Annotated in this window: 18 protein-coding genes; 15 read left to right on the forward strand and 3 right to left on the reverse strand. The window is 69.4% G+C overall.

Annotated features, from left to right (window positions below):
- Positions 1-186 precede the first annotated feature (186 nt).
- From ACNFOC_RS33795 to ACNFOC_RS33820, 6 genes are all read left to right on the forward strand, one after another.
- Positions 187-675 carry a TetR/AcrR family transcriptional regulator gene (locus tag ACNFOC_RS33795; protein WP_416962866.1) on the forward strand — a complete coding sequence of 163 codons (489 nt, stop codon included), beginning with the start codon at positions 187-189 and terminating at the stop codon, positions 673-675.
- Between the two features lie 155 nt (positions 676-830).
- Entirely contained in the window at positions 831-1,916 is a 1,086-nt protein-coding gene (locus ACNFOC_RS33800) for an S-(hydroxymethyl)mycothiol dehydrogenase (RefSeq protein WP_416962851.1), read from the forward strand.
- Positions 1,916-2,545 (forward strand): MBL fold metallo-hydrolase, encoded by a 630-nt coding sequence (locus ACNFOC_RS33805; protein WP_416962852.1) that lies wholly within the window; start codon positions 1,916-1,918, stop codon positions 2,543-2,545. Before ACNFOC_RS33800 ends, ACNFOC_RS33805 begins: the two co-directional genes overlap by 1 nt.
- Before the next feature lie 169 nt (positions 2,546-2,714).
- Complete coding sequence (locus tag ACNFOC_RS33810; protein ID WP_416962853.1) at positions 2,715-3,080, forward strand: bifunctional 3-phenylpropionate/cinnamic acid dioxygenase ferredoxin subunit; 366 nt, start codon at positions 2,715-2,717, stop codon at positions 3,078-3,080.
- Complete coding sequence (locus ACNFOC_RS33815) at positions 3,077-4,246, forward strand: NAD(P)/FAD-dependent oxidoreductase (protein WP_416962854.1); 1,170 nt, start codon at positions 3,077-3,079, stop codon at positions 4,244-4,246. Before ACNFOC_RS33810 ends, ACNFOC_RS33815 begins: the two co-directional genes overlap by 4 nt.
- A gap of 90 nt (positions 4,247-4,336) precedes the next feature.
- Positions 4,337-5,467, forward strand: coding sequence for an aromatic ring-hydroxylating oxygenase subunit alpha (locus ACNFOC_RS33820; protein ID WP_416962855.1), 1,131 nt, complete (start codon positions 4,337-4,339; stop codon positions 5,465-5,467).
- Between the two features lie 12 nt (positions 5,468-5,479).
- Here the strand turns inward: ACNFOC_RS33820 and ACNFOC_RS33825 are convergent, their stop codons facing one another.
- Entirely contained in the window at positions 5,480-6,226 is a 747-nt protein-coding gene (locus ACNFOC_RS33825) for an IclR family transcriptional regulator (protein ID WP_416962867.1), read from the reverse strand.
- A 394-nt stretch (positions 6,227-6,620) separates the two neighbouring features.
- Between ACNFOC_RS33825 and ACNFOC_RS33830 the strand changes: the two genes are divergently transcribed.
- Positions 6,621-6,737: an alpha-L-rhamnosidase-related protein gene (locus ACNFOC_RS33830; RefSeq protein ID WP_416962856.1), complete on the forward strand. Its 117-nt coding sequence runs from the start codon at positions 6,621-6,623 to the stop codon at positions 6,735-6,737.
- Here ACNFOC_RS33830 and ACNFOC_RS33835 read toward each other — a convergent pair.
- On the reverse strand, positions 6,695-7,369 hold the full coding sequence (locus ACNFOC_RS33835) for a lysophospholipid acyltransferase family protein (protein ID WP_416962868.1): 675 nt from the start codon (positions 7,367-7,369) through the stop codon (positions 6,695-6,697). The two genes, ACNFOC_RS33830 and ACNFOC_RS33835, sit on opposite strands and share 43 nt — an antisense overlap.
- 247 nt (positions 7,370-7,616) lie before the next feature.
- Between ACNFOC_RS33835 and ACNFOC_RS33840 the strand changes: the two genes are divergently transcribed.
- Complete coding sequence (locus ACNFOC_RS33840) at positions 7,617-8,711, forward strand: LacI family DNA-binding transcriptional regulator (protein WP_416962857.1); 1,095 nt, start codon at positions 7,617-7,619, stop codon at positions 8,709-8,711.
- Between the two features lie 80 nt (positions 8,712-8,791).
- On the opposite strand, the gene ACNFOC_RS33845 is transcribed toward ACNFOC_RS33840, so the two are convergent.
- Positions 8,792-8,941, reverse strand: a complete 150-nt coding sequence (locus tag ACNFOC_RS33845) for a hypothetical protein (RefSeq protein WP_416962858.1) — start codon at positions 8,939-8,941, stop codon at positions 8,792-8,794.
- A 418-nt stretch (positions 8,942-9,359) separates the two neighbouring features.
- Here ACNFOC_RS33845 and ACNFOC_RS33850 point away from each other — a divergent pair, with 418 nt between their 5' ends.
- The 7 genes from ACNFOC_RS33850 to ACNFOC_RS33880 all read left to right on the forward strand — a co-directional run.
- Positions 9,360-10,604 (forward strand): sugar ABC transporter substrate-binding protein, encoded by a 1,245-nt coding sequence (locus ACNFOC_RS33850; RefSeq protein WP_416962859.1) that lies wholly within the window; start codon positions 9,360-9,362, stop codon positions 10,602-10,604.
- 5 nt (positions 10,605-10,609) lie between these two features.
- Positions 10,610-11,593, forward strand: a complete 984-nt coding sequence (locus tag ACNFOC_RS33855; RefSeq protein ID WP_416962860.1) for a carbohydrate ABC transporter permease — start codon at positions 10,610-10,612, stop codon at positions 11,591-11,593.
- On the forward strand, positions 11,590-12,465 hold the full coding sequence (locus tag ACNFOC_RS33860) for a carbohydrate ABC transporter permease (protein WP_416962861.1): 876 nt from the start codon (positions 11,590-11,592) through the stop codon (positions 12,463-12,465). Before ACNFOC_RS33855 ends, ACNFOC_RS33860 begins: the two co-directional genes overlap by 4 nt.
- A gap of 68 nt (positions 12,466-12,533) precedes the next feature.
- Entirely contained in the window at positions 12,534-13,745 is a 1,212-nt protein-coding gene (locus tag ACNFOC_RS33865; protein WP_416962862.1) for a glycoside hydrolase family 1 protein, read from the forward strand.
- Positions 13,746-13,884: 139 nt separating this feature from the next.
- Positions 13,885-15,306 (forward strand): glucoamylase family protein, encoded by a 1,422-nt coding sequence (locus tag ACNFOC_RS33870; protein ID WP_416962863.1) that lies wholly within the window; start codon positions 13,885-13,887, stop codon positions 15,304-15,306.
- 145 nt (positions 15,307-15,451) lie between these two features.
- Positions 15,452-17,119, forward strand: coding sequence for a choline dehydrogenase (gene betA, locus ACNFOC_RS33875; protein WP_416962864.1), 1,668 nt, complete (start codon positions 15,452-15,454; stop codon positions 17,117-17,119).
- 21 nt (positions 17,120-17,140) lie between these two features.
- A partial coding sequence (locus ACNFOC_RS33880) for a 5,10-methylenetetrahydrofolate reductase (protein ID WP_416962865.1) occupies positions 17,141-17,951 on the forward strand: 811 nt, incomplete at its 3' end.

Raw genomic sequence — 17,951 nt, forward strand, 5'->3', positions numbered from 1 at the left:
GGGTGAGGGGGTGAGGGGGTGATCGATCGTTCTCAGTATCTGCCACTTCAATGTAGCACTTGTGTATTGGACAGTCTCGACTGTGAGGTGATAGGTGAGATAGGTTCCACATGTCGAGCTATGCTTCGCTGCGTGAGAGCCGACGCCGTACGCAACCTCGAAGCCGTCCTGACGACCGGGGCGCGCATGCTCGCCGCCGACCCGGGGGCGAGCATCGCTGCCATCGCCGCCGAGGCAGGTGTCGACCGCCGTACCGTCTACCGGCGGTTCGCCTCCCGCGAGGAACTGTTGGCGGCCATCTATGAGGCCCGGGTCGAGGCCATCGAGCGGGCCGTCGAGGACGCCAGGCTGCGCGAGGCCCCCGTCGCCGTCGCCCTGCACCGGTACGTCGAAGGGATCATCGGCGTCAATCGCAAGTGGCCCGTGGAACTCACCCGCATGAAGGCCGACGAGACGATCCGCGGGAGGCGTGACGCCGTGATCCGCGAGGTTGACACCTTCCTGGAACGGTCCATCGACGAGGGGCTGCTGCGCGCCGACACCCCTACCGCATGGGCGAGTTCACTGCTGCCGCAGCTCATGCACCTGGCCTCGCAGCAACTGCCCGAACTCAGCGACGCCCAGGCCGCCGACATGGTCGTCGACACCTTTCTACGGGGGCTCGGCGGCCGGTGAAGCCGGCGGTGTGCGCCGGCCCGAATCCTTGACCCCCGTTCGGCCCTCCGTGATGCTGTGTTGCGGCACGCGCGAAGCGTGCCGCAATGAGCAACGTTCTGAGCGATGTTCTGAGTGACGTTCCGCTCAGCTCTCTTACCAGCGGAGGAGTGGCCATGTCGCACCAGGTCCGTGCTGTCGTCGCGCGGGGGAAGGGTGCCCCCGTCAGCCTGGAGACGATCGTCGTCCCCGACCCCGGCCCGGGGGAGGCACTGGTGAAGGTCGAGGCGTGCGGGGTCTGCCACACCGATCTGCACTACCGAGAGGGCGGTATCAACGACGACTTCCCGTTCCTGCTCGGGCACGAGGCCGCGGGCGTCGTGGAGTTGGTGGGGGAGGGGGTCACCGATGTGGCCCCCGGCGATTTCGTGATCCTCAACTGGCGTGCCGTGTGCGGGAATTGCCGGGCCTGTCGGCGCGGTCGGCCGCAGTACTGCTTCAACACACACAACGCGAAGCAGAAGATGACCCTGCTCGACGGCACCGAACTCTCCCCGGCCCTCGGTATCGGCGCCTTCGCCGAGAAGACCCTGGTCGCGGCGGGGCAGTGCACCAAGGTCGACCGGGCCGCATCGGCTGCCGCCGCGGGGCTGTTGGGCTGCGGGGTCATGGCCGGCATCGGCGCGGCCATCAACACCGGCAACGTCGGGCGCGGTGACAGCGTCGCCGTCATCGGTTGCGGTGGCGTTGGTGACGCGGCGATCGCCGGGTCTCGGCTCGCGGGGGCCGCGCGGATCATCGCCGTGGACATCGACGACCGGAAGCTGGAGAAGGCCCGCTCGCTGGGCGCCACGCACACCGTCAACTCCAAGCAGTCCGACCCCGTCGAGGCCATCCGCGAACTGACCGGTGGCTTCGGCGCCGACGTCGTCATCGAGGCGGTCGGCCGCCCGGAGACGTACAAGCAAGCCTTCTACGCCCGCGATCTCGCCGGCACGGTCGTCCTCGTCGGGGTGCCGACCCCGGAGATGAAGCTCGAACTCCCGCTGCTGGATGTTTTCGGGCGGGGCGGTTCGCTCAAGTCGTCGTGGTACGGCGACTGTCTGCCCTCCCGCGACTTCCCCATGCTGATCGACCTCTATCTCCAGGGGCGGCTGGATCTGGACGCGTTCGTCACGGAGACCATCGCGCTGGAGGACGTCGAGAAGGCCTTCGAGCGGATGCACGGCGGCGACGTGCTGCGTTCGGTGGTGGTGCTGTGATGGGCGCCCGCATCGAACACCTCGTCACCGCAGGGCAGTTCACGCTCGACGGCGGCACCTGGGACGTCGACAACAACGTGTGGATCATCGGTGACGACACCGAGACCGTCGTGATCGACGCCGCGCACGACGCCGGCGCCATCGCGGAAGCGGTCGGCGAGCGCCGGCTCGTCGCCGTCGTCTGCACCCACGCCCACAACGACCACATCGACGCGGCGCCCGAACTCGCCGACCGCACCGGCGCTCCGATCCTGCTCCACGCCGACGACCTGCCGCTGTGGAAGCAGACCCACCCGGACCGGGCGCCCGACGGCGAGCTGGCCGACGGGCAGGTCGTGGTGGTGGCGGGGGTCGAGCTGACCGTGCTGCACACACCCGGGCACGCGCCGGGCGCCGTCTGCCTGTACGTGCCCGCTCTGAACGCCCTCTTCAGCGGTGACACGCTCTTCGCGGGCGGACCGGGCGCCACGGGGCGGTCGTACTCCCATTTCCCGACCATCGTCGACTCGATCCGGGACCGGCTGCTCGGTCTGCCGGGCGACACCGTCGTATACACCGGACATGGGGACACGACGACCGTCAGCGCCGAGGCTCCGCACCTTCAGGAGTGGATCGACCGCGGTTTCTGAGCCCTGCCGAGCCCTGCCGGGTGTTGCTGATGGCGCGCGATGTTGCGTGAAAAGCAACACTGGGTAAGGGCTTCGCGTGGCCTCTGAATGCCTTGACAACGGTTTGGGGCCGCCCTCAAACTGACGTTGCGCTTACCGCAATCCGTTTCGCTATACGCACCGAGGTGTCATGATGATTCCCGCGTGCCTTCTCGTGGATCTGCCGCGAGGCGAGGCCTACCGGCTCGACATCGATCCGCCGGTTTCGGTGTTCCACACCGACGACGGCGAGGTCTTCGCCATCGACGACACGTGCACCCACCAGGACGCCTCGCTCGCGGACGGCTGGCTGGAGGGCTGCGAGGTGGAATGCCCGCTGCACGCTTCCAAGTTCGACCTGCGGACCGGTGCCGTCGACGCCCCGCCTGCCAAGCGCCCGGTGCGTACCCACGAGGTGCTCGTCCAGGACGGCATGATCTACGTCGTGCCGTCCACGGACGCCCCGAACCTGCCGCCCTGCGTCGCGTCCCGGCTCGCCGCCGGAGGCGCCGCGTGAGGACCGTGGCCGTGGTGGGCGCCTCGCTGGCCGGGTTGTCGGCGGCGCGCTCGCTGCGGAAACAGGGCTACGACGGACGGCTCGTCGTCATCGGCGACGAACCCCATCGCCCGTACGACAGGCCGCCGTTGTCCAAGGAGTTCCTCGCCGGGACCGTCAGCGAAGCTGATCTCCTGCTGGAGATGGACGACGAGGACCTGCGGGCCGAGTGGCTGCTCGGTGCTCGCGCGGTCGGGCTCCAAGTCGACGGCACGGAGCGGGTGTTGCTCCTCGACGACGGGCGGGAGGTCCGGGCCGACGGTGTCGTCGTCGCGACCGGCGCGGTGGCGCGGAACCTGCCCGGCACGGACGGGCTGGCCGGCGTGCACACCCTGCGCACCCTGGACGACGCCCGCGCCCTGCGCGACGAACTCGCCCTGGGTGGACGGCTGGTGGTGATCGGCGGCGGGTTCATCGGCGCCGAGGTCGCCTCCACGGCGTACACCCTCGGACTCGACGTCACGGTGATCGAGGCCGCGCCGACCCCCCTCGCGGGACCGCTCGGCGAGACCATGGGCCAGATCGTCTCCGCTCTCCACGAGGCCCACGGCGTAAGGCTGTTGTGCGGTGTCGGGGTGAAAGGGCTGAGCGGTGAGGCCCGCGTCGACGCCGTGCTGCTTGAGGACGGGCGAACCGTCCCCGCCGACATGGTCGTTGTCGGTGTCGGCGCGCGCCCGTGCGTCGAGTGGCTGGAAGGCTCCGGCGTCGAGCTCGACAACGGCGTCAAGTGCGGTGCCGACGGCCGGACCAGCCTCGCCGGCGTGGTCGCCGTAGGAGACTGTGCCAACTGGTACGACCCGCAGGCTGGGGCGCACCGTCGGGTCGAGCACTGGACCGGGGCGCGGGAGCGGCCCGAAGCCGCCGTGGCCGCGTTGCTGGCCTGGGGTGCGGTGGAGGCGGGGGTGCCGCGGCCGCCGTACTTCTGGTCGGACCAGTACGGCGTGAAGATCCAGTTCGCCGGTCACGCGGCCGGCGCCGACAGTGTGACCGTCGAGGAGGGCGCCACCGGCGACCGCAGTTTCCTCGCCGTCTACCGGCGGGCCGGGCAGCCGGTCGCCGTGCTCGCGATGAACCAGCCGCGGCTGTTCATGCGGTGGCGCAAACAGCTTGCCGCCACGGCGAGTTGACCCATATCCACACCGTCCGACCACACCGTCCGGAGTCGCTCTGCCCGGCGCGTGAATGACCGACCCACGACGTTCTCGGAGGAGCGCACTGTGACCTCGACCAGCCTGCCGGACAGCCTGATCGCCACCCTGCCCGGCTCCTCCTACACGGACCCGGACATCTTCGCGCAGGAACAGGAACGCATCTTCGAGACGATGTGGTTCTGCGCGGTGCGCTCCTCCGACCTGCCCAAACCGGGCGCCTTCCGGACGGTCGACGTGGGCCGCGAGAGCATCCTCATCACACGTGCCCGCGACAACTCGATACGCGCCTACTTCAACGTCTGCCGGCACCGGGGCGCCAAGCTCTGCACCGAGGAGACCGGCGAGGTCAAGCGCGCCTTCCAATGCCCGTACCACGCCTGGACGTACGACCTGAACGGCAAGCTCGTCGCGGCGCCCAACCTCACGAAGATGCCCGACGTCGGCCGCACCGAGTTCGGCCTGGTGAGTGTCGCCGTCCGCGAATGGCTCGGCTATGTGTGGGTCAACCTGGCGGAGAACCCGCCGTCGTTCGACGAGGACGTCCTCAGCGAGGTCGTCACCCGGCTCGGCGACGTGGAGTCCCTGGAGCACTACGACATCGACCACCTCTCGGTGGGCAGGCGCATCGTCTACGACGTCAAGGCCAACTGGAAGCTCATCATCGAGAACTTCATGGAGTGCTACCACTGCGCCACGATCCACCCCGAACTCACCGAGGTACTACCGGAGTTCGCCGACGGGTACGCCGCCCAGTACTACGTCGGCCACGGCGCCGAGTTCGGTGAGGAGGTGCAGGGATTCACCGTCGACGGCTCGGAAGGCGTCGACCGCATCCCCGGGGTGAGCGACGACCAGGACCGCCGCTACTACGCGATCACCATCAAGCCGCAGGTGTTCATCAACCTCGTCCCCGACCACGTGATCTTCCACCGGATGTACCCGGTGGCCGTCGACCGCACGATCGTCGAGTGCGACTGGCTCTACCTTCCGCACGTCGTCGAGAGCGGCAAGGACGTCAGCCGGTCCGTGGAACTCTTCGACCGGGTAAACCGCCAGGACTTCGAGGCGTGCGAACGCACGCAGCCCGGGATGAGCTCCCGGATGTACGCCAAGGGTGGAGTGCTGGTGCCGAGCGAGCACCACATTGGAGCGTTCCACGACTGGGTGAACGAGCGCCTGGGGATCAGCCAGGGGTGAACCAAGGGTGATTCAGCCCAGGTAGCCCATGCGGTGGCTGATCTCCTCGGCGCCCTTGACCAGGACCGGGGCGAGTTCGTGCAGGCGCTCCTCGGTGAACCGGTACGCCGGTCCCGAGGCGCTGACCGCCGCGATGACCTCGCCGTCGCGGTTGCGCACCGGCGCGGCCATGGCGTGCAGTCCGAGCTCCAACTCCTCCAGCGTCCAGGTGTATCCGCGCTCCCGGGCCTCGGCGAGGTTCTTCTCCAGCTTCGTCTTCGAGGTGATGGTGTGCGGGGTCACCTTCTTCAGGCCGGCCTCCGTCAGCAGCGCCGTGCGCTCCTTCGCGGGCAGGTGGGCCAGCAGGGCCTTGCCGCTGGAGGTGGCGTGCAACGGGGTGAGTTCTCCTACCCAGTTGTGCGCGGTGACGGCGCCGGGGCCGCGGACCTCGTACAGGTTGATCGCGTACTGCTCCTGCATGACGGCGATGTTGACGGTCTCGCCGATCTCCTCGGCGAGGCGCTCGCACACCGGGCGGCCCTGCTGCGTGATGTCGATGCGGCCGGTGACCGCACCGGCCAGCCGCACGATCCCGAAGCCGAGCCGGTACTTGCCGCGTTCGCCCGCCTGCTCCACCAGCCCGCGCGCCTCCAGCGCCCCGAGCAGCCGGAACGCGGTCGACTTGTGAACCTCGATCTCGCCGGCCACCTCACTGACACCGGCCTCGCCACGCTGGGCCAGGATCTCCAGCACGCTGATGGCACGGTCCACGGACTGCACTCCGCCGGACTGCGAACCTGTCGTTTCAGTATCTGGACTGTAGTTGCTCACAGCGAAACTATACGCGTAGTACGGTACAAGGTTTTTACTGAGGAGACTCTGATCAGGCTCTTTTGCCTGGTAAGAGGTGGTGTGCGGGGCCGGGGAAGCTGTGCAAGGTGCGTGACGGCCCAAAGTCGGTCCATAGGCCGTCCGCAGGCCGCCCACAGCGCCAGACGCCCGCCAACTCCCGCTTCACCCAACCGAGTTCGCGGCGCCGGGTCACGGACGGCTGTGCGCTCGCCGGGCCGGGGAAGTCGGTGCTGGAGCCGAGCACGGCGTTTCACGGCTTCCGGGCTGGTTCGGTTGCTCCGGCGCCGAGTTGGGGCGGCCGCACGAGGACGTGGTGTGGGGCGTGCGCGGCAACTTCCTCGGCGTACCGACCGACTGCCCGCGACACGACGAGCGGCTCGGTCCGACCCGTCAGCCTCACGTTCGTGGGAGTGATGCCTTGCGGGAGGACGGCAGGTGACCGACCGCCTGCCGCCAGGCGGCCTCAACGGCCGTGCGGGCGTGTGCTGTTGCCTCGTCGATGTCGCCGGTGAGGTGGACGGGTTCGCCGAGGTGGACGTGGAGGTCCGGGCGGCGCAGCGGCGCGGTGACGACACCGGCGATCTGTTTCACCCGCCCGCCGGAGACGATCCGGCGGGCTCCCGCGTGTCCGAGCGGGACGACGGGCGCGCCGGTGGCGAGCGCGAGGCGGGCCAGACCGGTGCGGAAGGCCCCGGGTCCGTGGTCCGCGGAGTCCCGGCGGCGGGGGAGTCCGCCCTCGGGGTAGATCACCACGACCCGGCCCGCGGCGAGGGCCTCGGCCGCCAGATCCAGTGCCGCAGCCGCGCTACGGCTGCCCCGGTGGACCGGTATGTGGCCCTCGCGGGTGAGACGGCGGCCGAGTACGGGGACCTTCCACAGTCCCGCGGTGGCGAGGACGACCGGCTCGACGCCCAGCCGGTGCAGAGCGGCCAGGACGAGTCCGGGATCGGCGAGAGCGGTGTGGTTGGGCGCGACGATGCTGCCGGGCGCGATGGCGCGGGCCGTTCCGGTGGTGGTCACCGTCAGACGGCCGAGGAGGGGGACGACGGTACGGGCGAAGGTGCTGAGCACGTGGTGCTGACTCTCTGATCTGCCGGTGATGCCCTGTGTGCGGACGATCTGTATCGTCACGCGGCCGGGTGTTCGGAGGCATGAGTACGCGTACTCACGAACGGCGGTCCGCCACCCCCGACTCGGCGCCTTGCTCCTGACCTGGCCAACCCCTAGGGTGAATGCGCTTACATCACGTGCGTGCGTGACGCACGTACATCACGCGCTTACGCCGTTACGCGCACCGACCACATGAGGGTTCTGTCCCATGAGTACCGCCCCCACCGTGTACGACGTGGCCAACCGGTCAGGCGTCTCGATCGCCACGGTGTCCCGCGTCTACCGCAACCCCGACTCGGTGCGGGCCCAGACCCGGGAGCGGGTCCTCGCGGCCGCCCGGGAGCTCGGCTACGTACCCAGCGGCAACGCGCGAGGGCTCGCCAGCCGTTCCACCGGTGTGCTGGGTCTGTGCTTCCCCGACTACTCCGATCCGGACGCGGAGGACACCGACGCCGAGGACGACGACGCGGCGATGCTCTACTCCGACCAGATCATCCGCGGTATGGAGCGCACCGCCCGTCGGCACGGATACGCGCTGTTGATCGCCGCATCGCTGAAGGGCGGGCCGGAGAGCCTGGTGGCCAAGGTGGCGGGACGCGTCGACGGGTTCGCCGTCATGGCGCGCACCGTACCGACCGAGGAGCTGGAGGTGATCTCCAGGCGGCAGCCCGTGGTGATGCTCGCCGGACCCCGCGAGGGCGGCGACCACCTCGACCACCTGGACCACCTGGAGGTCGCCAACGCCGACGGGCAGCGCGAACTGACCCGGCACCTCATCGAGGACCACGGGCTGCGCCGCCTGGCGTACATCGGTTCCGCCGAGGAGTCGCCGGACGTGGAGGCCCGCTTCCGGGGCTTCCTGGCGGCCTGCGCCGCGGCGGGCGTGGAGACGGACGGCGAACCGGCCCTGCGGATGCCGATGATGACGCAGGCCGACGGAGCCCGGGCGGTGGACGTCCTGGCCGACCGGGACGGCCCGCTGCCCGAGGCCCTCGTCCTCGCCAACGACCAGATGGCCGTCGGCGCGCTGCACGCGTTGCAACGGCGAGGGCTGCGCGTACCCGAGGACGTGGTGGTGACGGGCTTCGACGGGATCCCGCTGGGACGGCTCGTGCGGCCGGCGCTGACCACGGTGCGTCAGCCCATGCTGCGGCTGGGGGAGCAGGCGGCCGAGCTGCTCGTGCAGCGACTCACCGGAGCGTCCGACAGGGAACCGGTGTCGCTGATGCTCCCGGTCACCGTCGTGCGCCGCGCCAGCTGCGGATGCGGCGAGGCCGAGGGCGGCGGAACCCAACTGGCGTAGATCCTGGACGGGTTGGCGACATTCCCTGACGGGCAGTCAGCGTTTCGCGCATGGCGGCCGCTGGGCCGGAACGGGTCGGTTCACCGCCTCGTGAGCGGGAGTCCGAGAACTCCGCGGTCGTGTCCGACGACCACGTCGGAACCTGCGGCGGCCAAGCAGGTGACGGCCACGTCCAGGGATATCTCCCGCACCGCGCCGGTCGCCGGATCCCACACCCGCAGTTGCACCACGCCGAGTTCAGCGTGACCCTCCGGCGCCAGACCGCGACATGGCCGCATCCCCCTCGGCGCACGAAGCCCCGGCGCCCAGACCCCGTACGCGAAAGAAGAACGCGACCACGGTCGGCGCGACGCAGACCATGAGCGTCGGCTCAAGCCCCCCGGGCAGGAGCGGACCACCAAGGCCACCCATCGTCGCGGATCACCGCCCGCGAGCGCATCGGGGAAAACAGTACGGTGGCGCCAAAACCACCGATAGCGCCCTAAATCTCTAAATCAATCGACCCTGAATCGATGTCATCGCCCGATGTCCCAGTCGTTACGGGAGCGTGACCGAGAGCCCCTTGCCCGCCCCGGAATTCTTGCGTGAGAGTGATGTATGCGCTTACAGGAAGCGCATACATCCGGAACGCTCAAGGAGGAGCAGTCCATGCGCCGTCCTGCCACCACCGCTTCGATCGCCCTCGCCGTGGCCTCCGCGCTCACCCTCACCGCCTGCGGTGGTTCCGGTGGCGCGGAGGTGGCAGCCGACGCCAAGCAGACCCTGACGGTCTGGGCGATGGGCACCGAGGGCGAGAAGCTCGCCGACGTCGCCAAGGCGTACCAGAAGACGCACACCAACATCACCGTCAAGGTGACCCCCGTCGGCTGGGACGTGGCCCACCAGAAACTGGTCGCCGCCGCTGCCGCCGACAAGCTCCCCGACGTCGTCCAGATGGGCGGGACCTACCTCGGCGAGTTCGCCGACATGGGTGTCCTCGAACCGGTCGACATCAAGACGGCCGAGGAGAGCGACTTCTTCCCCGCCGCCTGGGACCAGGTGTCGTACGACGGAAAGGCGTACGGCGTCCCGTGGTACGTCGACACCCGCGTCCTCTACTACCGCACCGACCTCGCGGCGAAGGCCGGCCTCAAGACCGCCCCGGCGACCATGGCCGAGTTGCAGAAGGCGGCCGAGGCGTACCAGGCGAAGGCCGGCACCAAGTGGGGGCTGTCCATCCAGCCGGGTGGTCTGGACACCGTGCAGAGCTTCTACCCGTTCCTGTACTCGGCGGGCGGTGAGCTGCTGACGAAGGACGACAAGCCCGTCATCGACAGTGCGGCGGCCGTCAAGGCGCTGGAGAACTACGGGAGTTACTTCGACAAGGGGCTCAGTGCCAAGTCGGTGCGGCCCGGCTACGACGTGACCAAGGACTTCAACACCGGTTCCGTGCCCATGTTCCTCGGCGGGCCGTGGATCATGTCCCTGCTCGACGACAACTACCCGGACCTGAAGGGCAAGTGGGCGATCGCGCCCGTGCCCTCGGACCAGGCTTCGGTGTCGATGGCCGGCGGGTCCAGCCTCGCGATCTCGGCGGACAGCGAACACAAGGCCGCCGCAAAGGAGTTCATCGCCTCCCTCACCGGTGCCAAGGGCCAGGCCGACTGGTACGAGCGCACCCGGGACCTGCCCGCCAACAAGGCTGCCTGGGAGACCGGCGCACTCGCCACCGACGCGAACCTGAAGATCTGGCGCAAGCAGCTGGAGAGCGCGAAGACCCCGCCGTCCGACCCGAAGCTCACCGAGATCACCTCCAAGGTCGACGCCGCCATCGAGCAGGTCACGCAGGGCCGTTCGTCCGCGAAGGACGCGCTGGACAAGGCGCAGTCCCAGATCGAAGGGCTCGTGAGGTAACAGCGATGTCCCTGGTGACCGGATCGACCGCCGACAGCGCGGCCACGGGCCCGACCAAGCTTTCCAAGGCCCCGATTGGGCCGACGCGAGGGCCGGGTCGCGGCCGTCCGCTGGACCGGCACAACCTGCACGGCTGGCTGTTCTCCACACCCTTCCTCGTGCTGTTCGGCGTCTTCATGCTCCTCCCGATCGTCGCGACGCTCCTGATGAGCTTCACCGACTTCGGGGCACGCGACGTCACCCGCCCCTTCGAGGCGGAGTTCGTCGGCTTCGACAACTACACACGGCTCTTCGACGACGACGTCTTCCGCACGGCGCTCTTCAACACCGGCTACTTCGTGGTCGTCGGCGTACCGCTGACCGTCGTACTGGGACTGCTCGTCGCCGTCCTGCTCAACAACGGCATCGACCGGGCCCGCACCTTCTTCCGCGTCGGCTTCTACGCCCCGGTCGTCACCACCATCGTCGCGGTCGCCGTCGTCTGGCGGTTCGTGCTCGACCCCTCGGACGGCCTGGTGGCCGGGCTCGCCTCCGAACTCGGCCTGACCGCACCGGACTTCCTCGGGTCCGAGACCTGGGCCATGCCCTCGCTGATCGCGATGGCGGTGTGGCGCAACCTCGGCACCGTGATGGTGCTGTTCATCGCCGGACTTCAGGCCATCCCCACCGAGGTCCGGGAGGCCGCGCGGCTGGACGGCGCCGGCGCCTGGCAGGAACTGCGGCGCGTCACCGTGCCGTTGCTGCGGCCGACGACGCTCTACGCCACCGTCATCACCTCCATCGGCTACCTCAACGTGTTCGAGGAACCCTTCGTGATGACCCAGGGCGGCCCCTCCAACGCCACCATGACCGTCTCCCTGGACATGTACCAGGAGGGCTTCAACTTCTTCCACATGGGCTACGCGAGCGCCATGGCGTACGTCCTGTTCGTGGTGATCATGGGCATCACGGTGCTCCAGCTCCGACTGCTGAAGGACAACACGTCATGACCGCGCCTACGGTGACCGCCCCGACCCGCCGTCGCCCGGTCCGGGTCCGAGGACTCCGTGGACCCCTGCTGTACACGGTCGCCTCGCTGGGGCTGCTGGTCATGGCCGCACCCTTCCTGTGGATGGTGCTGTCGGCCTTCAAGACGAAGAAGGACCTGACGGCCAGCCCGCCGGTGTGGATCCCCAGCAACTGGACGCTCGCCAACTTCCGTGAGCTGCTGGACCAGTTGGACATGGCGCGGTACTTCATGAACTCGCTGATCGTGGCGGTGCTCGTGACCGTCTGCAATCTGCTGTTCTGCTCGATGCTCGGCTACGCCCTCGCCAAGCTCCGCTTCACCGGCCGCTCCAAGGTGCTCGGCATCGTCCTCGCGGCCCTGATGGTGCCGGGCAACCTGCTCGTGCTGCCGCTGTACGTGCTGATGACCAAGCTGAACCTCATCGACACCTACGCCGGACTGGTCCTGCCCTTCGCCGCCGGAGCCTTCGGGGTGTTCCTGATGCGGCAGTTCATGCAGTCGGTCCCCGACGAACTCCTCGAAGCGGCCCGCATCGACGGCGCCGGCGAGTGGTACATCTTCTGGCGCATCGTGCTGCCCCTGGTCAAGCCCGCCCTGGCGACCCTGACGATCTTCACCTTCCTCGGTTCCTGGAACAACTTCGTCTGGCCGCTGATCGCGACCAACGACCCCGGCAAGTACACGCTTCCGGTGGCCCTGGCGACGTTCGCCAACGATCCCAACCGCACGGTCGGCGGCGGCAACGGCATGCTCATGGCCGGCTCCCTGCTCGTCGTGCTGCCGGTGCTGCTCGTCTTCGCCGTACTGCAACGCCACTTCACCCAGGGCATCGCGACCGCCGGGCTCAAGTAGCCCGCCCCACACGCCCGTTGGCCCCGCAGGTCAGCCTGCCCCCACCCAGCAGAAAGACGCGACGAACCATGAGTCACACTCCCACCCCGTTCCCCGACGGCTTCCTGTGGGGCGCCTCCACGGCCGCCCACCAGATCGAGGGGAACAACGTCAACAGTGACTGGTGGCGCAAGGAACACGACCCGGCGGCCGGCATCGAGGAGCCGAGCCTGGACGCCTGCGACAGCTACCACCGCTGGGAGCAGGACATGGACCTGCTCGCCCAACTGGGCTTCACCGACTACCGGTTCAGCGTCGAATGGGCCCGCATAGAACCCGTCCCGGGCACCTTCTCCCGCGCCGAGACCGCCCACTACCGCCGTATGGTGGACGGCGCCCTCGCCCGCGGCCTGCGCCCGATGGTGACCCTGCACCACTTCACGGTCCCGCGGTGGTTCGAGGACCTCGGCGGCTGGACCGCGGACGGCGCGGCCGACCTGTTCGCCCGCTACGTCGAGCAGTGCGCGCCGATCATCGCGGACGGCGTCCGCCATGTCTGCACCATCAACGAACCCAACATGATCGCCGTGATGGCGGGCGCCGCCAAGGCCGGCGACCAGGGCTTCCCGCCCGCCGGACTGCCCACCCCGGACGAGGAGACCACCCACGCGGTGATCGCCGCCCACCGGGCCGCCGTCAAGGCGGTGCGCTCGATCGACCCCGCGATCCAGGTCGGCTGGACGATCGCCAACCAGGTCTACCAGGCGCTGCCCGGCGCCGAGGACGTCACCGCCGCCTACCGCCACTCCCGCGAGGACGTCTTCATCGAGGCCGCCCGCGACGACGACTGGATCGGCGTCCAGTCCTACACCCGCACCAGGATCGGCGCCGACGGCCCGATCCCCGCGCCCGAGGACGCCGAACGCACCCTGACGCAATGGGAGTTCTACCCGGAGGCCGTCGGCCACGCCCTGCGCCACACCGCTGACGTCGTCGGCCCCGGCGTCCCGCTCATCGTCACCGAGAACGGCATCGCCACCGCCGACGACACCCGCCGTATCGACTACTACGCCGGTGCCCTGGACGCGGTCGCCGCCGCTCTCGACGACGGCCTCGACATCGCCGGCTACCTGGCCTGGAGCGCCCTCGACAACTACGAATGGGGCTCCTACCGGCCGACGTTCGGCCTGATCGCCGTGGACCCGGTCACCTTCGCCCGCACCCCCAAGCCGTCCGCCGGCTGGCTCGGCGCCCTGGGCCGCACCCGCGAACTGCCGCGCACGGCAGGCCGGATCGCGTAGCCCGCCCCAAGTCCCGGGAGCCGACGGGCCCCTGACAGCCCGTCGGCTCCCGCCCCACCGCCGTCCCGCACGGGACACGACGACACACGCACCCGTCCCTTGCCCGTCCCGCCCGCATTCCCCAGGGAGTTGGACCCGCATGAACCGTCGTACGTTCCTCACCACCGCCACGGCGGGAGCCGCCGCCCTCGCCGCCGTGATGCCCCTCGCCTCCGCGTCGGCGGCCACCCGCGGCCGCCCCGCACCCGACAGCGCGCCGCTGCGGACCTGGTTCGAGGCGACCTACCGCTCGATGACCGCGCTGACCACCGAACTCGGCCTGACCGCCGACACGATGGACGTCTCCGGCACCGGCACACCCGTGCCCTCGACGCAGACCTCACCGACCAACATCGGCTGCGGCCTGTGGTCGACCGTCGCCGTCGCCGGACTCGGTGTGATCTCCGGGCCCGTCATGCACCAGCGGCTGTCCCGCACCCTCGCGGCGGTCGAGAAGCTGGAGCGCGCGCACGGCTTCTGGTTCAACTGGTACGACGCGCACGACGGTTCGGTCCTCACCAGCTGGCCCGGGACGGGCGACCCGGTGCGCCCCTTCCTCTCCACCGTCGACAACGCCTGGCTGGTCACCGGGCTGAAGATCGCCGCCGACGCCGACCCGGAACTGCGTCCGCGCGTCGCCCGGCTCCTCGCCGACGCCGACTGGTCGTACTACTACACCCCCTACGACCCGGCCGACCCGGTTGCCGGACCCGGTCAACTGCGCGGCGGCTTCTGGCCGGACAAGCCCGGCAAGGGCGAACCCACCGGCCACCACTACGGCGCCCTCAACACCGAACCCCGGATGGCCAGTTACCTCGGCATCGCCGACAACTCCCTGCCCACCGAGCACTACTGGCACCTCTTCCGCACCCTCCTGCCCGGCATGGGACAGGAACAGGAACCCGAGGGCTCCTACGTCACGATCGACGGCGTACGGGTGTGGGAGGGCCACTACACCTACCGCGGCCGCAAGCTCGTCCCCACCTGGGGCGGCTCGATGTTCGAGGCGCTGATGGTCCCGCTGTTCGTGCCCGAGGCCGCCTGGTCGCCGTACTCCTGGGGCACCACCCACCAGCGCTATGTGCGCAGCCAGATCGAACACGGCCTGGACGAGGAGAAGTACGGCTACTGGGGTTTCTCACCCGCCAACATCCCCGAGGGTGGCTACCGCGAGTACGGCGTGGACGCGATCGGCATGCAGGAGGACGGCTACAACTCCCTCGGCGTCGTCACCCCGCACGCCTCATTCCTCGCCCTGCCGTACGCCGCGCCCGAGGCCCTCGCCAACCTCACCGCACTGGCCCGGGACTTCGGCGCCTACGACGACCGCTACGGCTTCCGCGACTCCGTCGACACCGCGAACGGCCGCGTCAGCGACTACGTCCTCGCCCTCGACCAGGGCATGATCGCAGCCGCACTCGCCCAGCACCTGCGCCCCGGCCTCCTCCAGCACCCCTTCCGCACGGCCGGCTTCCGCTCCCGGGTCCGGCCCCTCCTCGGCAAGGAGCGCTTCAGTATCTGAGGAACGGTCCAACCGATGGGGAACCGGGCTGGGAAACAGCACGGAAACCTGCGCCTCCAGGTTGCGTGGCGCGCAACCTAGTGCGTATAGCGATACTCGTATTAGCATGCCTCGCGTATCTACGGCGCGAGCGAGACGAGAGATCATGGCTCCCCTGCAATACGACTTCGTCATCGTCGGCGGTGGATCCGCCGGCAGCGCACTGGCGAACCGGCTCTCCGCGGACCCGGCCAACCAGGTGCTTGTCCTGGAGGCCGGCCGGCCCGACTACCCGTGGGACGTCTTCATCCACATGCCGGCCGCGCTGACCTATCCCATCGGCAGCCGGTTCTACGACTGGAAGTACGAGTCCGAACCCGAGCCGCACATGGGCGACCGGCGCGTCTACCACGCGCGCGGCAAGGTGCTGGGCGGCTCCAGCAGCATCAACGGCATGATCTTCCAGCGCGGCAACCCCATGGACTACGAGCGCTGGGCCGCCGACGCCGGCATGGAGAGCTGGGACTACGCGCACTGTCTGCCGTACTTCCGGCGGATGGAGAACTGCCTGGCGGCCGAGCCCGACGACGAGTTCCGCGGCCACGACGGCCCGCTCGTCCTCGAACGCGGGCCCGCCTCCAACCCGTTGTTCGGCGCGTTCCTCGACGCCGTGCAGGAAGCGGGGTATCCGCGCACCGACGACGTCAACGGCTACCAGCAGGAGGGCTTCGCGCCCTTCGACCGCAACGTCAGCCGGGGGCGCCGACTGTCCGCTTCCAAGGCCTACTTGAAGCCCGTGCGGAAGCGGCCCAACCTCACCGTCACCACCCGCGCGATGGTCACCCGCGTCCTCTTCGAGGGCAAGAAGGCCGTCGGCGTCGAGTACCGGCACCGCGGCAAGGTCCGCCAGGTGCGCGCCCGCGAGGTCGTCCTGTGCGGCGGCGCGATCAACTCCCCCCAGCTGCTCCAGCTTTCGGGCGTCGGCAACGCGGAGGAGCTGAGCGCGCTCGGCATCGACGTCGTCCACGATCTGCCGGGCGTCGGCGAGAACATGCAGGACCACCTGGAGGTCTACATCCAGTACGCCTGCAAGCAACCCGTCTCCATGCAGCCGTACATGGCGAAGTGGCGCGCCCCCTTCATCGGCCTGCAATGGCTCTTCCGCAAGGGTCCCGCCGCCACCAACCATTTCGAGGCCGGCGGCTTCGCTCGCAGCAACGAGGACGTCGACTACCCCAACCTGATGTTCCACTTCCTGCCGATCGCGGTCCGCTACGACGGCTCGTCGCCGGCCGGCGGTCACGGTTACCAGGTGCACGTCGGGCCCATGTACTCCGACGCGATCGGCTCGGTGAAGATCAAGAGCAAGGATCCGCTGGAGCACCCCGCGCTGCGCTTCAACTACCTGTCCACGGAACAGGACCGGCGTGAGTGGGTCGAGTCGGTCCGGGTCGCCCGCAAGCTCCTCAACCAGCCCGCGCTCGCCCCGTACAACGACGGGGAGGTCTCGCCCGGGCCGTCCGTGGAGAGCGACGAGGAGATCCTCGCGTGGGTCGCCGAGGAGGGGGAGACGGCTCTGCATCCGTCCTGCACCTGCAAGATGGGCACGGACGACATGGCCGTCGTCGATCCCGGCAGCATGCGGGTCCACGGTGTGGAGGGGCTGCGGGTCGTGGACGCGTCGGTGATGCCGTACGTGACCAACGGAAACATCTACGCGCCGGTGATGATGATCGCCGAGAAGGCGGCCGATCTGATTCTGGGCAAGGAGCCGCTCGCTCCGTCCCCGGCCGTGTACTACCGGCACCGCGACGCCCAGAAGCAGGCCGGGTAGGGCGTGTCGGGAGTGTCGGGAGTGTCGGGAGTGTCGGGCGGCGACGGTCTCAAGGCGCTGCTGTCGAACGTCCGTTACGAGGTGCTGCCCGCGAAGGCGACCGAGGAAAAGGTCCTCGCCCATGTACCGCGCGATGTCGTCGTCACCGTGACGGCGTCGCCGGTCAAGGGCCTGGAACCGACCCTCGACCTCGTCGGACGGCTGGCGGCACATGGCTACCGCGTGGTCCCGCACGTGCCGGCACGGCTGCTGCGGGACGACGCGCATCTCAAGGATGTCGTCGACCGGCTCCGGGAGACGGGCGTCGACGACGTCTTCGTACCCGCTGGAGACGCGGATCCGCCGGCCGGGATCTACGACGGAGCCCTGCCGGTGCTGCGCCGGCTCAGCGAACTGGGCGGCCCGTTCGCCCACGTCGGCATCACCGGCTACCCCGAGAGCCATCCGCTCATCGACGACGACCTCACCATCCAGGCCATGTGGGACAAGCGCACGCACGCCACGTACATCGTGAGCAACCTGTGCTTCGACGCGCGCGTGCTGGGGGAGTGGGTCGGGCGGATCCGGCGGCGTGATGTCGCCCTGCCGTTGTACGTGGGCGTCGCGGGGCCCGTGCAGCGGGCGAAGCTGCTGGCCATGGCGACGAAGATCGGGGTGGGCGAGTCGACCCGCTTCCTCACGAAGCACGCGTCCTGGTTCCTACGGTTCGCCGCGCCGGTCCGAACGGCCGCTCATCTCCTCACTCCACGGGGCGGGGCGCCGCCTGGGCCGTCGAGGTGCTGGAGAGGCTGGTCGCGGACGGGGTGCCGTACTGCGTGGCGTCGTCCGGGAG

The organism is Streptomyces colwelliae, from assembly GCF_048158785.1.
Lineage (GTDB): Bacteria > Actinomycetota > Actinomycetes > Streptomycetales > Streptomycetaceae > Streptomyces.